The organism is Capnocytophaga sp. oral taxon 338 str. F0234 (assembly GCF_000192225.1).
Classification (GTDB): Bacteria; Bacteroidota; Bacteroidia; order Flavobacteriales; family Flavobacteriaceae; genus Capnocytophaga.
In genome coordinates, this window is the sequence record NZ_GL872413.1 from 1,816,828 (window position 1) to 1,841,499 (window position 24,672).

20 protein-coding genes are annotated in these 24,672 nt (G+C 35.6%); 9 read left to right on the plus strand and 11 right to left on the minus strand.

What is annotated here, in order from left to right:
- Positions 1-4,551 (minus strand): DUF11 domain-containing protein (locus HMPREF9071_RS08205; RefSeq protein WP_162859675.1); only part of this gene is annotated, 4,551 nt, incomplete at its 3' end.
- A gap of 446 nt (positions 4,552-4,997) precedes the next feature.
- Here HMPREF9071_RS08205 and lipB point away from each other — a divergent pair.
- Positions 4,998-5,693: a lipoyl(octanoyl) transferase LipB gene (gene lipB, locus HMPREF9071_RS08210; RefSeq protein ID WP_009746149.1), complete on the plus strand. Its 696-nt coding sequence runs from the start codon at positions 4,998-5,000 to the stop codon at positions 5,691-5,693.
- A gap of 8 nt (positions 5,694-5,701) precedes the next feature.
- Here the strand turns inward: lipB and HMPREF9071_RS08215 are convergent, their stop codons facing one another.
- Positions 5,702-7,381, minus strand: a complete 1,680-nt coding sequence (locus HMPREF9071_RS08215; protein WP_009746150.1) for a murein L,D-transpeptidase — start codon at positions 7,379-7,381, stop codon at positions 5,702-5,704.
- Between the two features lie 105 nt (positions 7,382-7,486).
- Here HMPREF9071_RS08215 and HMPREF9071_RS08220 point away from each other — a divergent pair, with 105 nt between their 5' ends.
- Positions 7,487-10,477: a VIT domain-containing protein gene (locus HMPREF9071_RS08220; RefSeq protein WP_009746151.1), complete on the plus strand. Its 2,991-nt coding sequence runs from the start codon at positions 7,487-7,489 to the stop codon at positions 10,475-10,477.
- A 5-nt stretch (positions 10,478-10,482) separates the two neighbouring features.
- The gene (locus tag HMPREF9071_RS08225) at positions 10,483-11,229 is read left to right on the plus strand and encodes a hypothetical protein (protein WP_009746152.1); all 747 of its coding nucleotides are present in this window, start codon (positions 10,483-10,485) and stop codon (positions 11,227-11,229) included.
- An 87-nt stretch (positions 11,230-11,316) separates the two neighbouring features.
- Here the strand turns inward: HMPREF9071_RS08225 and HMPREF9071_RS08230 are convergent, their stop codons facing one another.
- Positions 11,317-12,888 (minus strand): flotillin family protein, encoded by a 1,572-nt coding sequence (locus tag HMPREF9071_RS08230; protein WP_009746153.1) that lies wholly within the window; start codon positions 12,886-12,888, stop codon positions 11,317-11,319.
- A 59-nt stretch (positions 12,889-12,947) separates the two neighbouring features.
- Entirely contained in the window at positions 12,948-13,511 is a 564-nt protein-coding gene (locus tag HMPREF9071_RS08235) for a hypothetical protein (protein WP_009746154.1), read from the minus strand.
- Positions 13,512-13,745: 234 nt separating this feature from the next.
- Here HMPREF9071_RS08235 and cdd point away from each other — a divergent pair, with 234 nt between their 5' ends.
- Genes cdd through HMPREF9071_RS08250 form a run of 3 tightly spaced genes read left to right on the plus strand, consistent with a single transcriptional unit; the run spans position 13,746 to position 16,637 of the window.
- Positions 13,746-14,225, plus strand: a complete 480-nt coding sequence (gene cdd / locus HMPREF9071_RS08240) for a cytidine deaminase (RefSeq protein ID WP_009746156.1) — start codon at positions 13,746-13,748, stop codon at positions 14,223-14,225.
- Between the two features lie 51 nt (positions 14,226-14,276).
- A complete protein-coding gene (gene bshC, locus HMPREF9071_RS08245) occupies positions 14,277-15,920 on the plus strand; it encodes a bacillithiol biosynthesis cysteine-adding enzyme BshC (RefSeq protein ID WP_009746157.1) in 1,644 nt (547 codons plus the stop codon).
- An 18-nt stretch (positions 15,921-15,938) separates the two neighbouring features.
- Positions 15,939-16,637 (plus strand): metal-dependent hydrolase, encoded by a 699-nt coding sequence (locus HMPREF9071_RS08250; protein ID WP_009746158.1) that lies wholly within the window; start codon positions 15,939-15,941, stop codon positions 16,635-16,637.
- Positions 16,638-16,754: 117 nt separating this feature from the next.
- Here the strand turns inward: HMPREF9071_RS08250 and nadD are convergent, their stop codons facing one another.
- From nadD to rplM, 6 genes are all read right to left on the minus strand, one after another.
- The gene (nadD, locus tag HMPREF9071_RS08255) at positions 16,755-17,342 is read right to left on the minus strand and encodes a nicotinate (nicotinamide) nucleotide adenylyltransferase (protein WP_009746159.1); all 588 of its coding nucleotides are present in this window, start codon (positions 17,340-17,342) and stop codon (positions 16,755-16,757) included.
- A gap of 14 nt (positions 17,343-17,356) precedes the next feature.
- Positions 17,357-17,926 carry a guanylate kinase gene (gene gmk / locus HMPREF9071_RS08260; RefSeq protein ID WP_009746160.1) on the minus strand — a complete coding sequence of 190 codons (570 nt, stop codon included), beginning with the start codon at positions 17,924-17,926 and terminating at the stop codon, positions 17,357-17,359.
- Between the two features lie 92 nt (positions 17,927-18,018).
- Positions 18,019-18,984 carry a translation elongation factor Ts gene (gene tsf, locus HMPREF9071_RS08265; RefSeq protein ID WP_009746161.1) on the minus strand — a complete coding sequence of 322 codons (966 nt, stop codon included), beginning with the start codon at positions 18,982-18,984 and terminating at the stop codon, positions 18,019-18,021.
- Positions 18,985-19,057: 73 nt separating this feature from the next.
- The gene (gene rpsB / locus HMPREF9071_RS08270) at positions 19,058-19,786 is read right to left on the minus strand and encodes a 30S ribosomal protein S2 (RefSeq protein WP_009746162.1); all 729 of its coding nucleotides are present in this window, start codon (positions 19,784-19,786) and stop codon (positions 19,058-19,060) included.
- Positions 19,787-19,914: 128 nt separating this feature from the next.
- Positions 19,915-20,301 (minus strand): 30S ribosomal protein S9, encoded by a 387-nt coding sequence (gene rpsI, locus HMPREF9071_RS08275; RefSeq protein ID WP_009746163.1) that lies wholly within the window; start codon positions 20,299-20,301, stop codon positions 19,915-19,917.
- Entirely contained in the window at positions 20,301-20,756 is a 456-nt protein-coding gene (gene rplM, locus HMPREF9071_RS08280) for a 50S ribosomal protein L13 (RefSeq protein WP_009746164.1), read from the minus strand. The genes rpsI and rplM overlap by 1 nt, the downstream gene beginning before the upstream one ends.
- A 201-nt stretch (positions 20,757-20,957) precedes the next feature.
- On the opposite strand from rplM, the gene HMPREF9071_RS08285 reads away from it, so the two are divergent.
- From HMPREF9071_RS08285 to hemW, 3 genes are read left to right on the plus strand one after another with little or no spacing between them, the layout of a single operon-like run.
- On the plus strand, positions 20,958-21,920 hold the full coding sequence (locus tag HMPREF9071_RS08285; RefSeq protein ID WP_009746165.1) for a type I phosphomannose isomerase catalytic subunit: 963 nt from the start codon (positions 20,958-20,960) through the stop codon (positions 21,918-21,920).
- 14 nt (positions 21,921-21,934) lie between these two features.
- Positions 21,935-22,480: a crossover junction endodeoxyribonuclease RuvC gene (ruvC, locus tag HMPREF9071_RS08290; protein ID WP_009746166.1), complete on the plus strand. Its 546-nt coding sequence runs from the start codon at positions 21,935-21,937 to the stop codon at positions 22,478-22,480.
- Positions 22,481-22,489: 9 nt separating this feature from the next.
- On the plus strand, positions 22,490-23,623 hold the full coding sequence (gene hemW, locus HMPREF9071_RS08295; protein ID WP_009746167.1) for a radical SAM family heme chaperone HemW: 1,134 nt from the start codon (positions 22,490-22,492) through the stop codon (positions 23,621-23,623).
- 1 nt (position 23,624) lies between these two features.
- Here the strand turns inward: hemW and HMPREF9071_RS08300 are convergent, their stop codons facing one another.
- Positions 23,625-24,650, minus strand: coding sequence for a DUF3078 domain-containing protein (locus HMPREF9071_RS08300; protein ID WP_009746168.1), 1,026 nt, complete (start codon positions 24,648-24,650; stop codon positions 23,625-23,627).
- Positions 24,651-24,672 lie beyond the last annotated feature (22 nt).

Consider the following 24,672-nt stretch of genomic DNA (forward strand, 5'->3'; position numbering starts at 1 on the left):
TTTCTTGCTTTCTGTCTTCTCTACATGAACAGTAAGATCAACATAACTGCTAGCACAGGCTTTAGGTTCTTGATATACATAAATATCATCTAAAGCAAGGTCATTACCACTAATAACAGGGCTCATACTAACAATTTCTATACGAAGTGAAGTAACTCCCGGAGATGCTAATTCTCCAGAGAACTCATACCAAGCATTTGGGTCATGTCCGTTCAATGGTGGAGCTAAGGTAGAGGAAGGAGGTACCAAATTAGCTCCTGTTACCTTATCTACCACACGTATCTGGAAAAGAGGTGCACCACAGGAAGTACAGAAACATAAATTATACACATACATCTTGAACTTAATAGGTTGTGTAGGGACTACATCTTCTACTTCTTTAGTATATATGGGCTTATTATATCCTATACTTCCCACATTCATTGCTAGATAGCGACCATTAGGGAGTCCTGTATGGTCACGTGGAGTTGTCCAACAGCCATTTGCTAAAGTATTCTGATTATTTTCAGCAGAAGTAACTACATAATAACCATCATGTATAACAGAATTAAGTACACATCCATAAGCTGAATACACATTAGGGTCACATCTGTTAACTCCCTGACCAAAATCTTCTTGTAATAATACTATAGGATTTGGTGAAGCAGTTTCCTTATAAAACACCCTAATAGTTTGATTACCTGAAGAGGTAATGTTAGGGAAGGTAGCCGGAGGCACTGTACCAGCAGTAAAGCCTGATGGAGGCACTGTAGGCAGAGTACCTGGTGTATGAGAGAGGCTATAACTATACGTTCCTTTATCGGTGGTAATATTTGCCCTAGCAATACCGTCACAGTCATATTTGATACTTGCATTAAGCGTAGGACGAGCAATAGGAGCCATCACCTGTATATCTTTGTTCCATTCACAGACAGGCCCTCCTGGAGTAGCAGGTACATTCTGCACTTTCACATGATAAAGACCAGGAGTAAGGTTATCAAAAGTATTAGAAAGCTGCCAAGTAACACCATTATCTATACTATATTGATAAGAGTTAGTAGTTCCTCCTTTTACATTTGCTACACGAATAGAAGCAGAGTTTGCCGGAGTTTCACAAGCAAGCTGTATTACTCCAGCAAAGGCACGAATAGGTCCATTCCCTTCAGAGATAGTTTGCTCTATGGGATCTGTATGAGGGGGGTTACACTCAGTATGTGTTCCTCCTCCATGTACAGTATAGGTAATACAATCCTCTGGATAGTGACAGGTAATAGTTCCCTTAGTATAATAAATCCGTGCTTGATACTTTCCTACTGCTAAATCACGGAAAGTATTATTTGACTGACGTATTTGACTATCCCAATCAGGCCAAGTACCATCAGCATTTTGCTTACGTATAACATACTGTACCTGTGTATAATCGGAAGCATGGAAATTGGTATTAGTAATACTTACCTTGAGTTGTCCTGAAGTAGCACTACATACGGCATCTACTACTTTATCAAGAGTAAAGATAGGCTTTTCCTGATATTCATAGGTGATTTCCTTGGTGGCTTCACAATTATTTTCATCATATACAAATACCTTATATACTTTGGATCCAGGGCCTACCCAAGTATCCTTCACTTTCAAAGTATAAATATGTACTACAGGGGTTCCTCCTGCACCTTCAAACACCTCTACATCATCATAGGTGATAGTACCTGCTTGATTCTTTACAATAAAAGAATACCTACCATTAATAGGATTAAGCTTACCTCCTTGTACTTTGATAGTTATTTCTTTCTCCAGACCACAGGCAATACTTTTAGCTCCCCCTGCATTTATCTTTAGTTCAGGAACTTGATCAATAGTAATATTATTGTGAGTTACAGAACAGCCTGTACGATAGGTAGGCTCCACAACCACCTTATAATTATTAGCTGCTGGTAAGGCATAGAGAACATTCCTTACCGTAGGAATATTATCAGAATTAAGTTTGGTAGTATTGTCCACCACATAACTTGTCACTATAGTAGTTCCCTGGGTTACAGTTACTTTTACCGGTAGTGTAACATCAGAATTCACCACTACACGAAGTTTCCCAGAAGCAGGATTACTACTTACACACTTGACTTCTTCCACTTGGGTAACAGTGAAGGCAGTGTCATCAGTAACAGAAGCTACATCTACATCCTTTATATATTCACATACATTCTCTTGGAAATTTGCCACCTTAGCACGTATATATACTTGATAAGCTCCTGCTTGGGTTACTGGAATATCAAAATGAGTAGTGCCTGCAGCCAAATCTGTATAGGAAGTAGAGCCTGCAGGACCGGAAAGTTTCCATTGATAAGTTCCATTAGGCAAACCGGCAACTTTTATCTTTCCTATGCCACAGATAATATTCTCTACCGTAGCACTATAGGTAAGGTCTCCCTTATAAGCACGGAAGTGATAGGTAAGTGGACAGTTAGGATGACCTATTCGTACGGCATATTCAGAACCATTAGCATGTATATCTACCGCCTTAAGAGTAAAGGATTTCCCTGTATGTACAAGTTGCCACTGACTATCAGATTGAATGCTCCCCCCTAAAACAACAGGTGGGCAACCATCAGTAGGTTTGGGACGCTGTATCTTATATTTATACCAAGTTACTTGTCCATCAGTAAGGGAGGCATCGGTAATAGTGAGGATTTGTTGACCATTGCACACAGCAATACCAAGATACTCTTTACCATCAATATTACATACCTCGCGTTCGGTAATATAAGGAGCATTTCTCAAAGGGTGTAGTTCATCTCCTGTACGGTTATATACATCATACTTAATACGCAATGTATTATTACAGCGATTACCTCCTGGAGGAGGAGTACGCTCTACCCAATACACTCCAGCAGAAGAAATAGGTAAATCCTCAGTGGTAGCAATTACACCTGCTTGCCCCTCCTTAGTCCATTTCCATGAAACAAAGCCGGAACCTCCTTTAAGCACCATACCCCCACAAAAAGGAAGACGTTGTGAAGCACAGGAGTCATCCTTAACAAAAAAAGTAGTCGCTTCTTCACTATTCTGATCACAAGCACCTCCTGTATTAGCAAAAGAACCTGTACGATACTCCTTATTGTCCAACGAAGCATGATAGAGCATTTCTGCTTGATTCTTCATCTCATTAGAACAAAAATCAATAAGATCAGCACAATCAGGATTTACCTTTACATTAAGCACTATAGGAGCTGAAAAAGGAGCCGTAGGAGAGTACTGTAGAAGTGATGGATCTACCTGGAACTTTATCATGGTACGTCCTGTGTTATTATAATTAGGAGTAGCAGAAATAAAGGTTACTCCCGAAGGCAAAGGTTGTTCAAAATTCTCATAAGTAATCCCCTTCGGAAGTAAATCCTCAAGAATAGCATCACGTACATTGTCATTTCCTATATTACGAAATTTTAAACGATATTTGAGCGCATCGCCAAAAGCCACTTGTTTATTAGTAAAATCCTTCCACTGTCCTGCCTCCAAGCCAAGTACTTCTTTTTGAGTCTCTACATGCGGAGCTATCGCATCCACAGAAAAGGGAACTACAAAAGTAATATAAGCATCTTCTGCCACAAATTCAATATTTAAAGAAGTTGCTCCATTAGCAATAACTGTATTATTAGGATTAGAAATATCAAAAACATCTATATCTACAAAAGTTGTTCGCAATGGAGTAATGGGATTTCTTGGCATGGCTGTCAAAGAGTGATTTAAGGAGACTGAAGCATCCATAAAGTCATCATTTCTATTAGGAACTGAGGTTCCATTCCCTTGTACATGCCCATTAATTTTTAATTGGTCAAAAGAATCCATATTTCCAGCCCCTGTGAACAGACCTATACGTGCTTTTATAGGAGCAGGTGCAGGGGGTGTTTGAAATCCTGTAATAGGGATTGTGCGTGTCTGCTTTCCTGCATACTGAAAGAAATTCCAACGAGAACCATCATATATGTATATACGTTTACTTGTATTTGCATTTACATCCTCATATACTACAACTAAATTCCAGCCTCCCCATCCCTGATCAAATTCATCAGAATAGATATCTCCAACAACATATTCTCCATTATTGAAATTAGAGCCAATACTTTGCAATAAGGAAGTTACGTCCTTAAAAGAATTATAAGCATCTTCTATATTTGCAAAATTAGATTGCATGTGTACATCTGCCGTAAGACTATGATAATAATTTTGACCAGGTAATTTAAATTTGACCTGTCTTTTTCTAACATCATTATTCCCCATTTGTACAGGTGCGGCCCAATATAAACCAGCCCATTTCACACGTAGACAAGAACTTGGAGAAGATATTCGTAAGGTTGCTGCACTTGCATTCATCGTAGGTCTATTTCCATGAGAAGGATCTGAAATATTAATTAGATTTCCTCCCACTTTACGTAAATTACCTATAAGCATAAAATCTCCTTTGATAGCCTGTCCATTATTATCCCATCGCAATTTTATAGGAGTATCTGCCACCTGCCCTCTCATGTTATCAGTTAAAAAGAAACAACAAAGAGCCACTAAAAGATATAAATACTTTTTCATAATGATTATGGTATTCGTTACGGTAAAGATTCTAATATATTATGTTAAACAACTGATTTATAAAAAAATAAAAAAAGAATTTTTTTCTTAAAATATCTTTATTTTATATAAGTATATACAAAAGCAAAAGTATTAAAAAAATTCAATTAAAAAAAATAATTTTCTTTTTTTTTCATGAACTGTATTATTTCATACACTAATGGAAAAAATGTTAAGAATAAATATAAGAAAGATTCTAACTACTTTTCATAGCTATTATAATTATTTTGATATGACTTTATTTATAATAAGTAGTAAAATTATCTACAGGTATTTTCTTCTTAAAAAAGCCTCACTATATAATACTTTGCAAATTAACGATAGCCAAGAAACAGGATTATACCTTTTTAGTTAGGAAGATTTCCTATTTTTATGTACTTTTGCAATTCTTTATCACAATAGATGTTATGAATAAGAAAATTACTCTAATAGACTGGGGATTAAAAGATTATAAGGAAGCTTGGGAGGCTCAAGAGGAGTTATTCCAATCCATTATTACTCAGAAAATGACCAATAGAAACCTCCCCATACCTATCCCTACCCCTAACTATCTGATTTTCGTAGAACATCCCCATGTACTTACCTTAGGAAAAAGTGGAATAATGGAGCACTTGCTCATGAGTGAGGATTTCCTAAAACAGAAACATATCTCTTTCTATAAGGTAAACCGTGGAGGGGATATCACCTATCATGGGCTGGGACAGGTGGTTGGTTATCCTATCTTAGACTTAGATAATTTTTTCCCTGATATCCACCAATACCTACGCTATTTAGAAGAAGTAATCATCCTTACCCTTGCAGACTATGGACTCAAAGGGGAACGTAGCAAGGGAGAAACGGGAGTCTGGATAGATGTAGGTACTCCTTTAGCTCGCAAAATATGTGCAATGGGTGTAAGAGCTTCTCGCTGGGTTACCATGCATGGTTTTGCCCTGAATGTAAATACAGATTTATCTTACTTTAATTATATTGTCCCTTGTGGAATTGCCGACAAAGCAGTTACCTCTCTTGAAGCAGAACTTGGACATTCTGTTTCTTTAGAAGATGTTAAGGAGCATATTATCCACCATTTCTTAGAAGTATTCTCCGCCACGCTCAACTGAGAGAACAGTTACATAGTTTTATAGTGATTAAGTACCTTAAGTTGTTCTTTGTCAAACTGATAAGGATCATTACGGATAATAAGATTCCCCTTCTTATCTACCCAAGCAGTAAGATAGGATATATCTATCACAAAGTGCTTCTTGGGATGCACTCTGTACTGGTTTTTCCCTGTATCCATTGCCTCTCTGACCTTCTGTTCATCCCAATCTTCAGAGGATTTGAGTAGATAAGTAGCAAATTGATCAGGATATTCTACACGAATACAGCCATGACTATAGGTACGCTGTGTATTTCCAAAAAGTCGCTTGGAAGGGGTATCATGCAGGTAGATACTCATATCATTATAAAGGACAAACTTCACCAAACCTAAGGAATTACGTTCGGAAGGATCTTCTACAAAATAGAAAATACGTTTATGTAGCTGATCATCCTTCCAATTAACTTGAGTGGGATCTATCTCCTTATTATTCTCATAAAGTTTATATCCACGCTTAGCATATTTAAGTGAATCTCCACTACTTATAATATTAGGTATCATTTCCTTACGTACAATACTCTGTGGTACCGACCAAGTGGGACGAAACTCTATATACCTAAGACTGTCAGAGAAAATAGGGGTAGGCGTTTTAGGATTACCTACCACTACCCTAGTTTCAAACATTAAAGAATCCTTATGAAATAGGCGTAGGCAATACTCAGGAATATTCACCAATATATAATCCTCTCCTAAATCTTTATTTTGCCAACGTAAGCGCTCCATATTCAGGAGTAACAAATCACGTTTCTGCTTAATGTTCATCTGCAAATAATTCATAGTTAATGCACCAGGTATTCCATCTGCAGGAATCCCTATACTCCTTTGAAATTCTTTAACTGCTTCTATAAGTAAGGAATCTACCTGTTGAGGTTCACCTTGTACAGGAGATTTATAACCTTTATACTCCAAATGAGCTCGCAGGGCCAGAATTGTGCTATCGGCATAACCTATGCCATAACTCTTCAAATCTGTAATAGAAAAAAGAGGATAAGTAATAGCCGTATCTTTTTCTAATTCTCTATATTTCTGTGCCATTGCTTTATAAAAAGATTGCTGCGGTTGAAGAGCATCTATAATTAAGGAAAGATTATCATCATCCTTAAGCTTTAAAAGGAGCTCTACATTATCCAAATAAGGGCGATTACGTCTCCAAATACGCTTTTCATCTCCTACCTTAGGAATACGTCCTCTTGTCAAATGATTAGTAAAAAGTAAAAAAGAAGCTGTAATTTCTCTATCTAAACCTTCTAATTGCTCTGAAGAATAAGAATACTTATACAGAGAATCTACTTGATGAGCGAGTCTTTCTTTATGATAATTCTCCGGAAAAAATCCATAATCTACAAATTCATCAAGAACCTTTATATAAGAAGTAAAAAGAGCAGATGGTTTATTCTGATATAACCAACGAGTTCTATAATCGTATTTTTTATAAAAGTCCACAAGTTCTCGCTCTATTACAGGTCTATAGATGTGATCCTTGATAGTTACCTTCTTAAGAGACGCCGCCGTTGTATCTTGCAAAGATACTGCTTGATAGGATTCATTAACCTCTCTATTGGAAATCTCCTTCACTATTACTTTGGAATCCCTTTGCCTGCACCCCAAAAGAAGCAATGAAAATAGAAGGATATACAAATATTTTAACATATTATCATTTTTAGGGACAAAGATAAATATTTTTTAAGATAATAAGCAAAATATTGGCATGTTATTTGTATAATATTTTATAGCAATTTTTTAATAAATAGAAAGATGAAAAAGTTTCTATCATTTCTCATACTGTTTTACTCTTTAACTCCCATAATAGCCCAAAAAACTATTATTCCTCAGGTAAAAGTAGTTAATGAACACAATGCTAATCCCATGATCTTACAAGAACTTTCTATAGATATATTGGTAATGGGACAAACAGCAGTAACTACTATGGAAATGAGTTTCTATAATCCCAATAGCCGTGTAATGGAAGGCGAGTTTGAGTTTCCTCTCTCCGATGGGCAACAAGTCTCTCGTTTCGCTCTGGATATTAATGGAAAGCTCCGTGAGGGTGCTGTAGTGGATAAGGCTCTGGGACGCAAAGCTTTTGAGGACATTGTACGTCGTGGTGTAGACCCAGGTTTGTTAGAAAAAACCGAAGGAAACAACTTCCGTGCCCGTGTATATCCTATGCCCAGAAGAGGTTCTCGCCGTATACTTATCGCATTCGAGCAAGAACTCTCCCAAAAGGACGGACAGGATTTCTTTTTCCTCCCTATCGCTACGGCTATGAAACTTAAGAAATTTAGAATACACACCGAAGTAGTCTCCCGTTTTGTAAAAGCCAATATACAGAATTCACTACAACTGGATTTTACTCAAAGTCGCAATAGCTATATCAGCGAGGTAGAGAAGACCAACTATACCTTAGATAAAAACATCGCTCTTACCTTTCCAAAGATAGACAAACCCCAGCTCATCAGTGCCTCCAAAGGAGATAAAAGCTACTTATATGGAAATATCGCTTTAGAAAAACTACCTCTGAGAGCTAAAGAAGCTCCTAAAAATATAGGAATCCTTTGGGATATATCCTCCTCAAGTGAGAAAAGAGATTTTGCCAAAGAATATGCTCTCTTGGATGCCTATTTCAAAGAGGTAAAGAATATAAAAGTGACCCTCACTACCTTTCATATTCGTACTTCCAAGCCTATTTTCTTTGAGGTAAAAGACGGTAATTGGCAAGAATTAAAACACTGTTTAGAAAATCAAACCTATGATGGAGCTACCGACGGAAATGCGATGATATTCCCTCATGGAGCAGATGAATATTTCCTATTCTCCGATGGTATCTTTAATTTTGGCAAAGAAGAGTTCAAGATCAATAACTTAGTCAAAAACCTTCACACTCCTGTTAATATCATTACCTCCCAACTTGTGGCGAATATGGACAAACTACAATATTTAGCAGGAACCACAGGGGGTAGTTTTATCAACCTCAACACTCAAGAGCCCACTAAAGCACTTAAGTCATTACGTTATCAGTCCTTCCAGCTCTTAGGATATGAAGTAAAACAAGGAAAAATAACACACTTATACCCTGAAAAGGGTACCTTGATAGAGGAAAATTTCACTTTCTCAGGTGAACTCCTCTCTCAGAATGCCACATTGCTTATTTCTTTTGGCTATCCAAACAAAACAATCATACAGAAGGAGGTTATTTTTTCTAAAACCTCAGAGGCAAATATACATGAATTCTCACTTTTACGCCATATATGGGCAGAGAAAAAGATCTCACAGCTCCAAAAGGAAGGTTCTGATACTAAAAAGATAGATGCAGTAGGTCGGGAATATGGTATTGTAACCGAGGGCAACTCCCTGATTGTATTGGAAACAGTAGAGGATTATCTTCGCTACCAAATCACTCCTCCTGAAGAACTCCAAAAGGAATATTACCACCATGTAAACAAGGAAAAACAAGATAAGGAAAAAGCAAAGAAGGAACACCTGGACTATATTGTAAGACTATCCGAGGCCCAAAGCAAATGGTGGAATACTGACTTCCCTATTGTAGGTACCAAACCTGAGAAATCTAAAAAAGAAGAACAAGATGGAATGCAAATAGTGAGAGAAGAACATGCTGTGGCTGCTGGAGTACAAGCAAGAGCTGTAGCATCACAAAGTAATGCTTTAGTTATAAGAGCAGATCGAAGTTCTGTCTCAAGTAATAATGATGCTCAGCTCGCTGATGTAGTTGTAACAGGGCATAGGGCTTCTAAGAAAGAAAGAAGACAAGCCAATAAAATAACACAAGCCAATATGAGCGGAGTAATAACTTATTCTGAGGAGGAAAACACCTCTAATACAAATCCTTCTAAAATAATCCTAAGCAACTATAACCCAGACACCCCTTACCTAAAAGTAATGGAATATGCTGACCCTGCTAAAGCGATAGAGACTTACTACAAACTCAAGAAAGAATACGGACAGACCCCTTCTTTCTATGTAGACGTAGCAGATTACTTCTTCAAAAAAGGAGATACTGAGCAGGCAGTATTAGTGGTGTCCAACTTAGCCGAACTTGGCTTGGAAGATGCACAACTGCTTCGCATATTAGGCTACAAGCTCAGCAACTACAAGGCAAACCAAGAGTCTATAGAGGTATTTCGCAAGGTGCTCTCTATCCGTGAAGAGGAGCCACAAGCCTATCGCGATTTGGGACTTGCCCTTGCGCAAGATAAGCAATATCAACAAGCAGTAGAGACATTATACAAGGTAGTTAGTCATCCTTGGGATAGCCGATTCAGAGAGGTGCAACTGATCGTGATGAATGAAATTAATAATATCGTAAATACCCAAAAGGGTATTCGGACATCCTTTATAGACAAACGACTACTCAAAAAAGAGCCTGTGGACATCCGTGTAGTTCTTACTTGGGATACGGACAACTCCGATATGGACTTATGGGTTACCGACCCTGAGGAGGAAAAATGTTTCTATGGACATAGACGTACTTTCTTAGGAGGTACTATGAGCCAAGATATAACCCAAGGATATGGACCAGAGGAATTTATGCTTAAGAAAGCTCCTAAGGGTAACTATAAGATAGAGGTAAACTATTATGGGAATCGCTCTCAAAAGCAACTCTTCCCTGTAAGCCTCCGAATTACTTTCTTTACCCATTATGGTACCTCTCAAGAAAAGAAACAAGAGACTACAGTACGTCTCTCTAACAAAAGAGAAGTCATAGAAGTAGGTAGCTTTGAATTCTAATAAATATGAGACGCTTATTAGCATTCTTTGTAGCCTTATGGGGACTTAGTTCCTGTACAAGTGATATTACCTTTACTTTCCATAAGAATACCTCTTCTTCTTTTTTGGTAGAAGTGAATATGGAACGATTGATATATTTCTTGGGAGATAGCATCATGAAATCGTATGCAGAGAAAGATCTTGATAAAAAATGGAAAAGTATTTATGAAATATCAAAAGAGAGAAGAAAACCTCTTACAGGAAAGGATACCATAAATTTAGGTAAACGTACGTTTATCAAAGGACTTTACAAGGATGATAGTAATATTCCCTATGGATTTGCCTTGAAAGGGGATCACTTGTCCCAGAAAGAATGGGTTGCCTTAGGCAAAACTGGTCAGGCTGAAGAAAGTATCACCCAGTACGGAAGTTCTTTTTCCTCTATTTTCCAATGGGATGGAAAGACCCTCTTTTTCTTTCCTGAAGAGTTACTTAGAATTGGAACTGAGAAAACCTCAAATAACTCCTCAAATGAAAAAGACATTGATGAGGAGGAGGAACATTCTGAATCTGAATTAAGTAAGAAAATAAAAAGTCTTTATGTAATAAAAACTAACCTCTTTTGTAAGTTTGATCGAAAAATAAAATCCATACAAGGAAACCATCCTTACCTCAGGCAAATAGATGACCATACATTACAATTTAGTTTTGATGCATTGGAGGAACATCCTAAGAAAGAATTTGATTCCAAGATCATTATCATAACTAAATAAAAAATGAAAAGGTATAGCTAAGTTTGAATTTTCTTAGCTATACCTGTTATCTATTTACTCACATATCCAAGCCTTTTTGCTTGGGCTTTATCTATTTTTTATTTTTTTTCCTTCTGAGGGCACTTCCTCTGTAGGAGTATCTTGGGAAGTTTCATTAGCCTTTGCTAAATAGTTTGGCAAATTGAGTCCAGCCATATTGAAGAGATCATTGAGTGGCGGTACGGTCTTCATCATACCAGAGACAAAGTTAGCTGTAGAACTATTGCCATTCTCTCCATTTCCGGAATCCCAAACAGTAATTTTATCTATTTTAATATTCTTTACTGCCTCTACTTGAGTTTTAACTAATTCAGGAAGTTTCTCTATTAACAGTAATTGGAATGCCTTAGTAGGATCGCCGCCTGCAGCACCAACCACATCCTTGTACCCTTGTGCCTGCTTAGTTAGGATTTCAAAGAGCCCCTTGGCTTCGGCTTCCATTTTCGCATAGATAGCGTCGGCTTCCCCTTTAGCATTTTCGCGCAAGCGATCCGCTTCTGCTTGAGCTTCTATAATCACACGCTGTTTAGCAATTTCAGCAGGAACAATGATATTTGCCTGTTGGGTAGCACGCTCCCTATCGGCACGAGCTGATTCAGCTTTTTCTTCTGCAGAATATGCCTCTTCTAAGGCTTTAGCTTGTTGTACCTTTTCAGCAGAAATAGCAATACGCAAGGATTCAGCTTCTTTTTCCCTACGTAGTGCATCTGAATTAGCAATTTCTATCTTAGCTCCATTCTCTCCTTTGATAGCAGATGCATTGGCTTCTGATATCTTGATACGGCTATCACGATCGGCTTCAGCTTTTCCTATTGACTCATCCTTCTTAGCTTCAGCAATTCCCACTGTCTCATCTTTCTTAGCCTGAGCAATACTAATTTCTTTATTTTTCTGAGTAATAGCAATCTTTACATCTCTATCTCTCTGTGTCTCTGCTATTTGAGTATCACGTTCTCTATCGGCAAGCGCCTTTCCTGTTTCTCCAATTTTCTCTTGTTCAGCTACACTAATCTTAGCTTCATTAATAGCTTTAGCGGCAGCCTCCTTTCCAAGAGCTTCTATATAACCGGATTCGTCCTTAATATCAGTAACATTAACATTTATAAGCTTCAGACCTATTTTTTTAAGTTCACTATCTACATTCTTAGAGATATTCTCTAAAAATTTATCACGGTCGGAGTTAATCTCTTCTATTGTCATGGTAGCAATAACCAGACGCAATTGTCCGAAGAGGATATCCTTTGCAAGTTCTTGAATTTGCTCAGGAGAAAGCCCTAAGAGGCGTTCTGCAGCTGCATTCATATTCTCAGGCTCAGTAGAAATGGCAATAGTGAAGCGGCAAGGCACATCTACTCGAATATTCTGACGGCTCAAAGCATTATAGAGATTTGCCTCAATGGAAAGTGGACGCAAATCCAAATAAGCAAAATCCTGAATTACAGGCCATACAAAAGCGCCTCCACCATGAATACAACGTGCTGAGGTACCCCCTGTACGCCCATAGATAACCAATATTTTGTCCGATGGACAACGTTTGTATCGTGCAGTAAGAGATACAATGGTTACAAACAAAACGATTGCAAATATAGCAATCAAACTAATGGGAGATGAAAAATCCATATATAATTAATTGTTAATTACTATTGTTGGTGACTAAATATCCAGAATCAAAAATTACCTTAGATTTTTTCTACAAATAGAATTTCATCTTTTACTTTAACTACTTTTACAGTTACATTAGAAGGAATCTTTTCTCCTTCTGTCATCGCATCTAATTCCCTGAGAGAACCACGTATGCTTAAAGTTACCTTTCCCCTGCCTGATAAGTATTCAGGAATAGGAATATACACCTGTGCTACTTTACCCAAAGTCTCTGTTATCTTAAAGGAATTATCTTCGGCAAGTTTCATCAAAGCTTGAATAGTTAAGAAGAAAATATATACAAATAAACACCCTATAATCACTGAAAACACAATTAATAGTACTTTGTTAGAGATTAACTCATAAAAAGAAATACCTGTCCAACTGAATCCTAACAGAAAATTAACTAAATTGCGAAGAGAAAAAAGTTGAAAGGGAGCATCTGTCCCAGAAAAATCTCCATCAAAATCCGCCTCTAATCCATCAGAAGCATTTGCTCCTACAAAGGTCATTATTGTTTGGATTACAAAAATAATAGATACTGGAATAGCTATAAACCAGAATCCTCTTAAATAAGCATCCATTGTAGTAAATATTTCCATGAAAATATACTTTATTATCTGGCAACAAAAATACAAAAAACAATCAAATAAATAATTTTTTTTGATTGTTTTTTATCAAGAAAATTAGCTTTGAAAAGAAATTCTATTTTTTTATAGGTTTTTATTTTATTTTTTTCTATCTTTGCTTCTCAGTTTTTCGTTCTAGTATAAAACTATTTTCCTATACTTAGTTATTATATATTGTTTATTATATTTCTTTTATATCAATAAATTATGAGTGAACAAATCTACCAATTTAGTTATAAAATCCATGATCTGAATGATATGCTTGAACAAGACAAAGCACTCATTTATAAGGCTATGGAAATAAGAGAGAAAGCATATGCACCTTATTCTTCCTTTTGGGTAGGAGCTGCTATTCTCTTGAGTAACCAACAGATTATCACAGGAAATAATCAAGAAAACGCAGCCTATCCTTCTGGATTGTGTGCTGAACGCACGGCTCTTTTCTATGCAAAAGCTAATTACCCAGAGGAAAAGATTATAAAAATTGCTATTTGTGGAGATAATAATAAAGCTCCTAAAGGGGAAATTACTACTCCCTGTGGTAGCTGTAGACAGGCTCTCTTAGAATATGAATGTACCCAAGGAGCCCCTATTACTGTTTTTTGTGCTAGCTCTCAAGGGAAAGTACTAGAAGTTTCCTCTATCAAAGAGCTACTTCCTTTCTGTTTCGAACTCTTGTATAAATAATTACCTATAAGATATTTGTAGATTTTTCTCTATTCCTCAAAAAATATTTTTATGACTGATTATATTCCCTACAAGGATACAGGATATTTTTCTGAATTCATTACTGATTATCTATCTCAAAAAGAAGAACTACGATGTTTGTACCATCGTTTCCCCCTTATAGATAACTTTTTGTCTCAGTTAAATGAAAAACAAGTCTATTTTTCTAAGGAAAATAGGAGGATCCTTGTAGAATCATTAGAGAGTCAATATAAAAACCTATCCATTTCTGAAAAGACACATCAGAATATACAATCTTTAAAGGAAGAAAATACCTTCACAATCACCACTGGACATCAATTAAGTCTTTTTACAGGTCCTTTATATTTTATTTATAAAATTATTTCCACTATTATAAGTTGCCAACAACTCAAACAACTATATCCTCAATACCAATTCGTTCCTATCTATTGGATGGCTACAGAGGATCATGATTTTGAGGAGATTAATCATTTTACTTTACAAGGACAAAAACTCTCATGGCATTCAGAACAAAAAGGAATGGTAGGAGATTTCTCCACAGAGGAACTCTACAAAGTTGCTAATATACTCAAAATAACCTTAGGTAAAAGTCATGAAGCACAATATTTAACAGATTTATTTGAAAAAACTTACACACAACACTCTAATCTATCTGCTGCTACCCGTTACTTGGTTAATGAACTTTTTGCTCAATATGGTTTAGTAATTATTGATGGAAATGATAAATCTCTCAAAAAGTTATTTTTTCCCTATTTCAAGAAGGAACTCACAGAGCACATCTCTCAAAAGAAAATAGAAAAAACACTTCTCTACATTAAAGGAATTAATAGAAATTACCCCGAACAAGTGCATCCTCGTGAAATTAATATTTTCTATGTAAAGAAAGGGTTAAGAGAACGTATTGTAAACGAAAATGGAAAATATAAAGTGCTTAATACGAACATACAATTCACTGAGGAAGAAATTCTAAATGAACTAGAGGATTTTCCTGAACGATTTTCTCCCAACGTAATTCTTCGTCCTTTATATCAAGAAATTATACTACCTAATTTAGCTTATATAGGAGGAGGAGGGGAAATTGCTTACTGGCTGGAACTCAAAGAAATGTTTACCTCCTACAAGGTACCTTTTCCTATTCTTATGCTTCGTAATTCTGTACTTCTCATTAGTGAAAAGCAACAAAAAAATATAGATAGATTAAACCTTACTCATTATGACATTTTTTTGAAAAATGACCTTTTGACAAGTAAAATTACTAAGAGAATTTCTGAAATTCCCATTGATTTTTCTGAACAAAAACAATTCTTACAAAAGCAATTTAATGACCTTTTTCAAATAGCCTCCCATACTGATAAGTCCTTCTTAGGAGCAGTAAGGGCACAAGAAGCAAAACAACTTAAGGGATTAGAACACTTAGAAAAACGTCTGCTTAAAGCTCAAAAAAAGAAATATAAAGATCAATTGGATAGAGCAATTTCCTTGCGTATTAGCCTATTTCCTAAAGAATCTCTACAGGAAAGAGTGAATAATTTTAGTGAGTATATGATAGAGACACAAGGACAACTTATCAAACTCTTAATCAGACATCTCAATCCTTTTGATTTCCGCTTTGTTATCCTCTGCTATGAGGAGTATTTCCAAAAACAAGGTGAATGCATAGAATACTTTAAATAATAACCAAATAAAATAATCATGAAAGTAACTTATTTAGGACATGCATGTGTCAATATTGAAATTGAAGGAACATACTTCCTTATAGACCCCTTCATTAGCGCTAATCCTCTTGCCAAACATATCAATATCAATAATATAAAGGCAACATACATCCTTCTTACCCATGCTCATGGTGACCATATTCTTGATACAGAAACCATTGCAAAACATACAGGAGCACAACTAATTACAAATCCTGAAATTCTTGATCATTACCGAAAATTAGGGATAGATGGACATGATATGAATATAGGGGGATCTCATCGGTTCCTTGATGGGAAAGTAAAGATTAAAATGATTAAAGCTGTCCATTCTTCTTCCTTCCCTGATGGAAGTTATGGAGGTAATCCTGCAGGATTTCTTATCAATTATAAAGATGAAACCATCTATGTATCAGGAGATACAGCCCTTACATTGGATATGAAAATCATTCCTCATCAATATAGAGTTGATTTGGCTATTTTCCCTATAGGAAACAACTATACGATGGGCGTAAGGGATGCGCTTACTGCCGCCAAATTCGTAGAGACCAATAATGTATTAGGAGTACACTATGATACCTTTGAAGTAATAAAGATTGACAAAGAAGCCTCCAAGCGCAAGTTCAGTGACGCCCATAAACGATTACACCTATTAGAGATTGGAGAATCTCTAGAAGTCAATAACTTGATAAAATAATTTAATAAAAAATAGTACTAATACTCTATAGTAACTATAAAATCAGAAATATTAAAACATGTAGGAGAAAGTGTAAGAACTTTCTCCTATTATTGTAAAGTTCAGTAAACTATTAATTCATTTGTAGAATCCCCACTTATCTATATAATTCCATACCTCTGAAGATAAAAGGGGTTGTACATTTCTGTTTTTAGCAATATCCTCCCTTATAGCTGTTGCAGATATTTCTATAATAGGTGCTTTCACATATATGATATGAGGATTCTCCTTAAATTGCTCTGGAATATTTCCTTCAACAATCCGTGGATATACATAAATGGAATATCTATTTAAGATAACCTCATAATTCTTCCATTTATGAAAAGATTTTAGATTATCTTCCCCCATAATCAAAGAAAACACATGTTGAGGATACTTCTCTTCCAAATGAATTAATGTATCAATAGTATAATTAGGTTGTGGAAGATAGAATTCTATATCACAAGCACATAATTTCTCATATTTTTTGAGGCAAAGTTGTACCATTTCAAGACGATAGGAGTTCCCCAATAAAGTTCTCTTATCCTTAAAGGGATTCTGTGGTGTTACAACAAACCATATTTCATCCAGATCATTATGTTCCACTAAATAATTAGCCAAAATAAGATGACCTACATGAATAGGATTAAATGATCCAAAATAAAGACCTATCTTTTTCTGATTCATAATGAATTATTACATTACTTACTAAGAAAATTGCGAATCATTTGAAGTGCTTCATTTACACTTTGAGACAAATCATCATTAATAATAAGCCTATCAAAATGGGATGCCTGTTCCATCTCATATTTAGCTTTAGCAATACGCATTTCAATCTTTTCTATAGTTTCTGTATTACGCTTTTCAAGACGCTTTTTTAGTTCTTCAAGACTAGGGGGCTGAACAAATATAGAAAGTGCTTGCTCCTTAAAATGCTTTTTAAGATTAATTCCTCCAAATACATCCAAATCAAAGATAATATTTTTTCCTAGAGAAAAAAGCCTATCTATTTCACTTTGATAAGTCCCATAGTAGTTGTCAGCATATACTTCTTGCCATTCTATAAAAGCCTTTTCTTCTATCTTTTTTTTGAAATCATCAACCGAAATAAAATAATATTCTACTCCATGTTGCTCATTTCCTCTGGGAATACGTGAGGTAGTGGAAATGGAAAAGGCTAAATTTAAATCTGGATGTTTCAGAAGTTCTCTGATGATAGTTGATTTTCCACTTCCTGAAGGCGCTGAAAAAATAATAATTTTAGAAGTCATACTCAAGCTTTCTTTTAAAATAAAAGGGTTTCCTTAGAGTTAAGAAAACACCTTTTATTTTATTTAAATAATAATACTTTATATAAGAGAGACTACACGAGTGAAACTCTTTTGAATCCTGTAATTTCTACATTAAAAGCCCTCACATAGTCAGCCACCTTCTTACTCTCATCCTTGATATAATACTGATCAAGCAATGCTTTTTCTAAATCTAAAGTAGTATTATCATCAATGAACCGTTGTATTTTTCCGGGAAGGATTCTATCCCAAATCTTTTCAGGCTTACCCTCTGCTTTAAGTTCTGCTTTGGCATCTTCTTCAGCTTGTTTGAGTACCTCAGGAGTAAGTTGGAGAGCAGAGATATACTTAGGTACATGCTTTTCTGTCTTTCCAAGACGTCTTAGCTCTTCATTATCTTTCACAATAGCAGCAATACGTGCTTCAGTTTCGCTAGCTACATAAGCAGGATCAAAATCTTTGCTTGAAAGCACAATAGCCCCCATAGAAGCCACCTGCATACATACGTTGCGAGCCACCTCATGAGCCTTGTCAATAGCTGCAGAAAGTGATACTAAGGCCGCAATCTTGTTACCTGCATGAATATAGAGATCCACATAGTTACCTTCTAAAACTTCAAACTGTCCTATCTCAATTTTTTCACCAATAACTCCTGTTTGCTCAGTAAGTTTTTCAGCTACAGTAATTCCCTTAAAAGGAGCTTTTAGGAATTCTTCTTTGGTTTTATAGTTAAGAGCTACTTCAGCTAATTCATTTGCTAAAGCCACGAAAGATTCATTTTTAGCAACAAAGTCTGTTTCACAGTTGAGAGAGATAATAACTCCTTTGGTATGATTAGCATTTACTTTTGCAATAACAGCCCCCTCAGCAGATTCTCTATCAGCACGTTTTTCAGCCACTTTTTGTCCTTTTTTACGAAGAATTTCAATAGCTTTATCAAAATCCCCTTCAGCTTCTACTAAAGCATTTTTACAATCCATCATTCCAGCTCCAGTGGCTTGTCTGAGTTTATTTACCTCAGCAGCAGTAATTTTTGACATATTTTTCTATATTTTTTAAAAAAGTGATTATTTAATACAGAGTCTTTAAATAATCACTTTATAAATTTAACAATTAATTTTCAGTAGTCTTTTCTTCTGACTTTTCTGCTTTCTTATTGTCTTCAAGACCTTCTTTGATAGCCTCTACTACATAAGAGAGAATTTTTTCAATGGAACGAGAAGCATCATCATTGGCAGGAATTACATAATCCACTTCACGAGGATCTGAATTAGTATCCACCATAGCAAAAATAGGAATGTTTAACTTTTGCGCTTCTCTTACAGCAATGTGTTCTCTTAAAGTATCCACTACAAAAAGAGCAGAAGGAAGGCGAGTCATGTCCGCAATAGAGCCCAAATTTTTCTCTAATTTTTCTCTAAGACGAGTTACATGCAATTTTTCTTTCTTGGAAAGAGTATCATAAGTACCATCCTTTTTCATCTTATCAATAGATGACATTTTCTTCACTGCCTTACGGATAGTAACAAAATTGGTAAGCATACCACCAGGCCATCTTTCAGTAATGTAAGGCATAGATGCAGAAGTAGCTTTTTCAGCTACAATATCCTTAGCTTGTTTTTTAGTAGCTACAAAAAGAATCTTTTTCCCTGAAGCAGCAATTTTTTTAAGAGCTTCACAGGCTTCTTCTATCTTAGCAGCAGTCTTATATAAATTAATTACGTGAATACCATTTCTTTCCATATAGATATATGGCGCCATATTAGGGTTCCACTTTCTGGTAAGGTGTCCAAAATGCACTCCAGCTTCTAATAGGTCTTTTACTTCTATTGAATTTGCCATTTTTTTAATAGTTTACGTTCCGTATGATTTAGCAATAAATGGTGGTCATATTTCGCCCATTGTATTTGGATGCTAAACTAACTTTCCACATAGGGAAAATACGGCAATAAATAATTTTAAATAAAATATTAACGTTTTGAGAATTGGAATCTTTTACGAGCCTTCTTTTGACCGAATTTCTTTCTCTCTACCATCCGAGGATCACGAGTAAGCAATCCTTCCGGCTTGAGTATTGCTCTATTTTCAGCATCTACTTCACACAAGGCACGAGAAATAGCAAGGCGAATAGCCTCTGCTTGTCCTGTAATTCCTCCTCCATATACATTCACATTAATATCATAGGTATCCTCAGTTCCTGACAGAGCAAAAGGTTGCTTTATCTTGTACTGAAGAGTTGGAGTAGTAAAATAATTAGCCAAATCTCTCTTGTTAACGGTAATTTTCCCGCTTCCTTCTTTCATGTAAACACGAGCCACAGCGGTTTTTCTTCGTCCAATTTTGTGAATTACGTCCATTATTTAAGGTCATTTAGATTAATAGAAACAGGCTTTTGCGCTTCATGATTATGAGCAGTTCCTGCATATACTTTAAGATTACGGAATAAAGCTGCTCCTAACTTATTTTTAGGAAGCATTCCTTTTACTGCTTTTTCAATAATTCTCTCAGGAAACTTAGTAAGCACCTGTTTAAAAGATTGAATACGTTGCCCACCTGGATACCCTGTATAGCGAAGATATTCCTTAGTGTCCGTTTTCAGTCCACTGAGTTCTATTTTCTCAGCATTGATAATGATTACATTATCACCACAATCTGCGTGCGGTGTATAACTTGGCTTATACTTTCCTCTAAGGAGCTTCGCTACTTTTGAGGCAAGTCGCCCTAATTTTTGACCCTCAGCATTCACTATAACCCATTGTTTATCCGCGTTTTGCTTATTTACTGAGAGTGTTTTGTAACTTAATGTGTCCACACTTAAATTATTTTAATTAAACATTCCTATTCTGTTAGTCCTTCATTTTTTGAGATTTCTAACAGCGTGCAAAGGTACAACAATTTATCAAACTTGCAAATTTTTTTCCGACCATTCCTATAAATATTTTATAATGGACACTTTGAAAACTTTCACATTGAAAAAAAATTTGTATTTTTGTCCTCTCAAATTTTGATTTAAATGAACCTATATCCACTTATTTTTAATCCTATCTTTAAGGAACGTCTTTGGGGAGGAGATAAACTCAGAGAAGAGCTACACAAATCTATAAACCAACCTCTTATAGGAGAGAGTTGGGAAATCTCCACTGTAAAAGGAGATGTTTCAATCATTAATAATGGAGCACTAAAGGGCACTTCTTTACAAGCACTCATAGAAGAACACCCTAAAGCTACATTAGGAGAAAATGTCTATAAACGATTTGGAACAGACTTTCCTCTGCTTATCAAGTTCATTGATGCGGCTCAAGACCTATCAATCCAAGTACATCCTAATAATGAATTAGCTAAGAAGCGCCATAACTCCTTTGGAAAAACAGAGATGTGGTATATCATGGAAGCAGATCCAAATTCATCCATCATTATCGGCTTTAACAGAGATGTTTCCAAAGAAGAATATCAAGCTCATTTAGAGAAAAAAACACTCACTCAATTGTTAAATTATGAAAAAGTAAAACACGGAGATATGTTCTTTATCCCTGCTGGAAAAATCCATGCTATAGGAGCAGGAGTACTACTAGCAGAAATACAACAGACCAGTGATATTACCTATCGTGTGTATGACTTTGACCGCAAGGATAAAAATGGTAATTACCGAGAGCTGCATACAGAACTTGCCTTAGATGCTATTGATTTTCAAAGAAAAGATGATTTTCATAAATTCTATAACAAAACTGAAAATATTGAAAACCAAGCTGTCAATTCCCCTTACTTTACTACTAGCTACCTAAAGATTACACAAACTACCTCTTTTAAGCTTCCGCAGGATTCCTTTCATATATACATGGGAGTAGGAGGGAAAGGAAGCCTACAATACAAAAACATAGAACTTCCTTTAGAAAAAGGGAATACCCTGCTTGTACCTGCTTGCTGCTCTGAGATTACTCTTACAGGAGCTGTAGAAGTATTACAGGTACATTGTTAAAAAGAAAAAACAGGATGGAAAAAATCATTTTAGGTATTGATCCTGGTACTACAGTAATGGGCTTTGGCATTATTCAGGTAATAAAAAATCAAATGAAATTTGTTCAGATGAATGAACTATTATTAAATAAATATGATAATCATTACTTAAAGCTCAAGCTCATTTTTGAACGTACTACTGAGCTCATTGATAATTATAAACCTGATGAACTAGCTATTGAAGCTCCTTTTTTTGGGAAAAATGTACAATCCATGCTTAAACTTGGGCGAGCACAAGGTGTAGCCATGGCTGCTGGACTCGCCCGAGAAGTACCTATCACAGAATATGAACCTAAGAAAGTAAAAATGGCGATTACAGGCAATGGAAATGCAACCAAGGAACAAGTAGCCAAAATGCTACAGCAACTTCTAAATTTTAAGGATTTTCCCAGCCATTTAGATGCTACTGATGGACTTGCTGTAGCTGTATGCCATTTCTTCAATGGAGGAAAGATGGAAAAAAATAAAAGTTACTCCTCATGGGAGGCTTTTATTAAGCAAAATGAAGATAGAATTTCCTAATTCTCCCCTATGTATAGCCTCTATATCCATATTCCTTTCTGTCGGCAAGCTTGTCATTATTGTGATTTTCATTTTTCTACAACCCTAAAGCGAAAACCTCAAATGATCAAAGCTTTATGCAAAGAATTGGAAATGAGAAAAAAAGAAGCTTCTCAGACATTACAGACTGTCTATTTAGGAGGGGGAACACCATCAATACTTACCTTTGAGGAACTTAATGAAATATTGACTACTATCCATTATCACTACACTGTAGATCCTAATGCTGAGATTACTATTGAAATAAATCCTGATGATTTTACTCTTTCCAAAAAAGGGATTTCTTTAGAGCAGTTAAAAGAATTAGGGATTAACCGACTAAGTATAGGTATACAATCCTTCTTTGAAGAAGACTTACGGCTAATGAATAGAGCCCATACAGTATCTCAAGCAAAAGAACTTTTAGCAAAAGCTATAGGATTATTTGACAACATCTCCATTGATCTCATTTATGGAATCCCTAATTTGTCTCATAAGCGATGGATTGAGAATATCAATATAGCTCTTTCCTTTGGCATTCCACACCTTTCTGCTTATGCTCTTACAGTAGAGCCTAAGACCGCTTTATATCAATTTATTAAAAAAGGAAAAATTCCTCCTACCAATGATTCTCAAGCAAGAGAACAATTCTACTTACTAAAAGATATATTAGAGAAAGAAGGATTTATTCATTATGAACTTTCCAATTTTGGAAGAAAAGGATATTTTAGTAAAAATAATACTGCTTATTGGGAGCAAAAACATTATATGGGAATAGGTCCCTCTGCGCATAGTTATAATGGCAAAGAACGTACCTGGAATATAGCACACAATATCAAGTATATAAAACAAATTTCAGAAGGTATTCTTCCTCAAGGGAAAGAAGTGCTCTCCTTAAAAGACCTATACAATGAACGTATTATGACAGGGCTTAGAATCCAAAAAGGTATCTCTCTTGAAAGCATTCAACAAGATTTTGGAGAATTCTATGTTACCTACCTAAAAAAAGAAGCCTTTCCCTATATAGAAAAAGGCTTACTCATTTATTATAATAATCACATTATCACATCAAAAAAGGGATTATTTCTTTCCGATGGTATCGCATCAGACTTATTTATGTTATAACTTAAAAAGTATACTTCAACCCTACCCCTAATATTTGCTTGAATTGTACACGTGGACTATACAAATGTTTTACTCCATTAGGTAATGTTTCTTCCTTGAACTTAATATCATCATCATACTTAAGATGAGTACCTATACGTGCCTGCAAAAAATCATTAATTTTCATATCAAAAGAAAGTTGCCAATCCACATCTACATTTCCAAAACTCTTATCATATTGCGTATAGAAAGATACCTGATTAACCATATTAACATTCTCATAAAGTTCTATTTCATGTTTTCCTGATAACAGGAAGCCTACTTCAATAAGATATTGTTTAGCATGTTTTAACAAATTACCTATATTATCGTATTCAGCAGGGGCTAGCCCAAAAGAACCTTTATCAGCTAAATTTTGATCCATTACAAATGTTGCTTTCATCGTCAAGGGAGAAATAAAAACAGTTACTTTTTCTTTTTCAGGAGCATATTCCATACCAATTCCTAAATACAGATACCCCGGTGCCATAAAACGAGAAATAGGGTCTGCATCAGGATCTCTGGGATAATCATATCCATCACTAAACTGGGTATTGAATGAAATTTTGGATGAATAATACCAATCTCGGAATCCCGTACGGTAACCAAAAGAAGAACTCACAAGTACCTGATCATCTGTTTTCCGTAATCGTTCCCCTGTTTGGATATTAATTCCATAGTTAGCAATCAACTCATTATCCCAAAAATAGTTCTCCACTAAGTAACGACGACGAAATTTTGCATCTGCTAAGAAAGATACAGAATTTACCCCTCCAGCACTCCAATTGGAATAAGCTACTTCACTCATATTAAGTCCTACAGCATTGTACTTATACCAACGTTGATTTTGAAGTTTAATTTTCTCAAAGGTATAATTTAATTCATTTTTTGCAAAATCTAATTTGGTAATTTCAATTACAGGAGGCCTCATCTCTCCTCTTACCTTTCTCACTTGTGCTTTCAAAGAAAAGGGAAGCAGTAGAATTGCAAATAATGCCAGTTTTTTCATTTCTCTTGTTTTTAATTTTATT

Excerpts from the sequence above, each read along its gene's own strand:
- rpsB (WP_009746162.1), bottom strand. The coding sequence starts at position 19,786 with ATGGCAAATTCAATAGAAGTAAAAGACCTATTAGAAGCTGGAGTGCAT.
- HMPREF9071_RS08285 (WP_009746165.1), top strand. The coding sequence starts at position 20,958 with ATGAACCTATATCCACTTATTTTTAATCCTATCTTTAAGGAACGTCTT.
- bshC (WP_009746157.1), top strand. The coding sequence starts at position 14,277 with ATGACTGATTATATTCCCTACAAGGATACAGGATATTTTTCTGAATTC.
- HMPREF9071_RS08220 (WP_009746151.1), top strand. The coding sequence starts at position 7,487 with ATGAAAAAGTTTCTATCATTTCTCATACTGTTTTACTCTTTAACTCCC.
- lipB (WP_009746149.1), top strand. The coding sequence starts at position 4,998 with ATGAATAAGAAAATTACTCTAATAGACTGGGGATTAAAAGATTATAAG.
- tsf (WP_009746161.1), bottom strand. The coding sequence starts at position 18,984 with ATGTCAAAAATTACTGCTGCTGAGGTAAATAAACTCAGACAAGCCACT.
- HMPREF9071_RS08235 (WP_009746154.1), bottom strand. The coding sequence starts at position 13,511 with ATGGAAATATTTACTACAATGGATGCTTATTTAAGAGGATTCTGGTTT.
- hemW (WP_009746167.1), top strand. The coding sequence starts at position 22,490 with ATGTATAGCCTCTATATCCATATTCCTTTCTGTCGGCAAGCTTGTCAT.
- rpsI (WP_009746163.1), bottom strand. The coding sequence starts at position 20,301 with ATGGACGTAATTCACAAAATTGGACGAAGAAAAACCGCTGTGGCTCGT.
- HMPREF9071_RS08230 (WP_009746153.1), bottom strand. The coding sequence starts at position 12,888 with ATGGATTTTTCATCTCCCATTAGTTTGATTGCTATATTTGCAATCGTT.
- ruvC (WP_009746166.1), top strand. The coding sequence starts at position 21,935 with ATGGAAAAAATCATTTTAGGTATTGATCCTGGTACTACAGTAATGGGC.
- HMPREF9071_RS08250 (WP_009746158.1), top strand. The coding sequence starts at position 15,939 with ATGAAAGTAACTTATTTAGGACATGCATGTGTCAATATTGAAATTGAA.
- cdd (WP_009746156.1), top strand. The coding sequence starts at position 13,746 with ATGAGTGAACAAATCTACCAATTTAGTTATAAAATCCATGATCTGAAT.
- HMPREF9071_RS08225 (WP_009746152.1), top strand. The coding sequence starts at position 10,483 with ATGAGACGCTTATTAGCATTCTTTGTAGCCTTATGGGGACTTAGTTCC.
- HMPREF9071_RS08215 (WP_009746150.1), bottom strand. The coding sequence starts at position 7,381 with ATGTTAAAATATTTGTATATCCTTCTATTTTCATTGCTTCTTTTGGGG.
- HMPREF9071_RS08300 (WP_009746168.1), bottom strand. The coding sequence starts at position 24,650 with ATGAAAAAACTGGCATTATTTGCAATTCTACTGCTTCCCTTTTCTTTG.
- nadD (WP_009746159.1), bottom strand. The coding sequence starts at position 17,342 with ATGAATCAGAAAAAGATAGGTCTTTATTTTGGATCATTTAATCCTATT.
- gmk (WP_009746160.1), bottom strand. The coding sequence starts at position 17,926 with ATGACTTCTAAAATTATTATTTTTTCAGCGCCTTCAGGAAGTGGAAAA.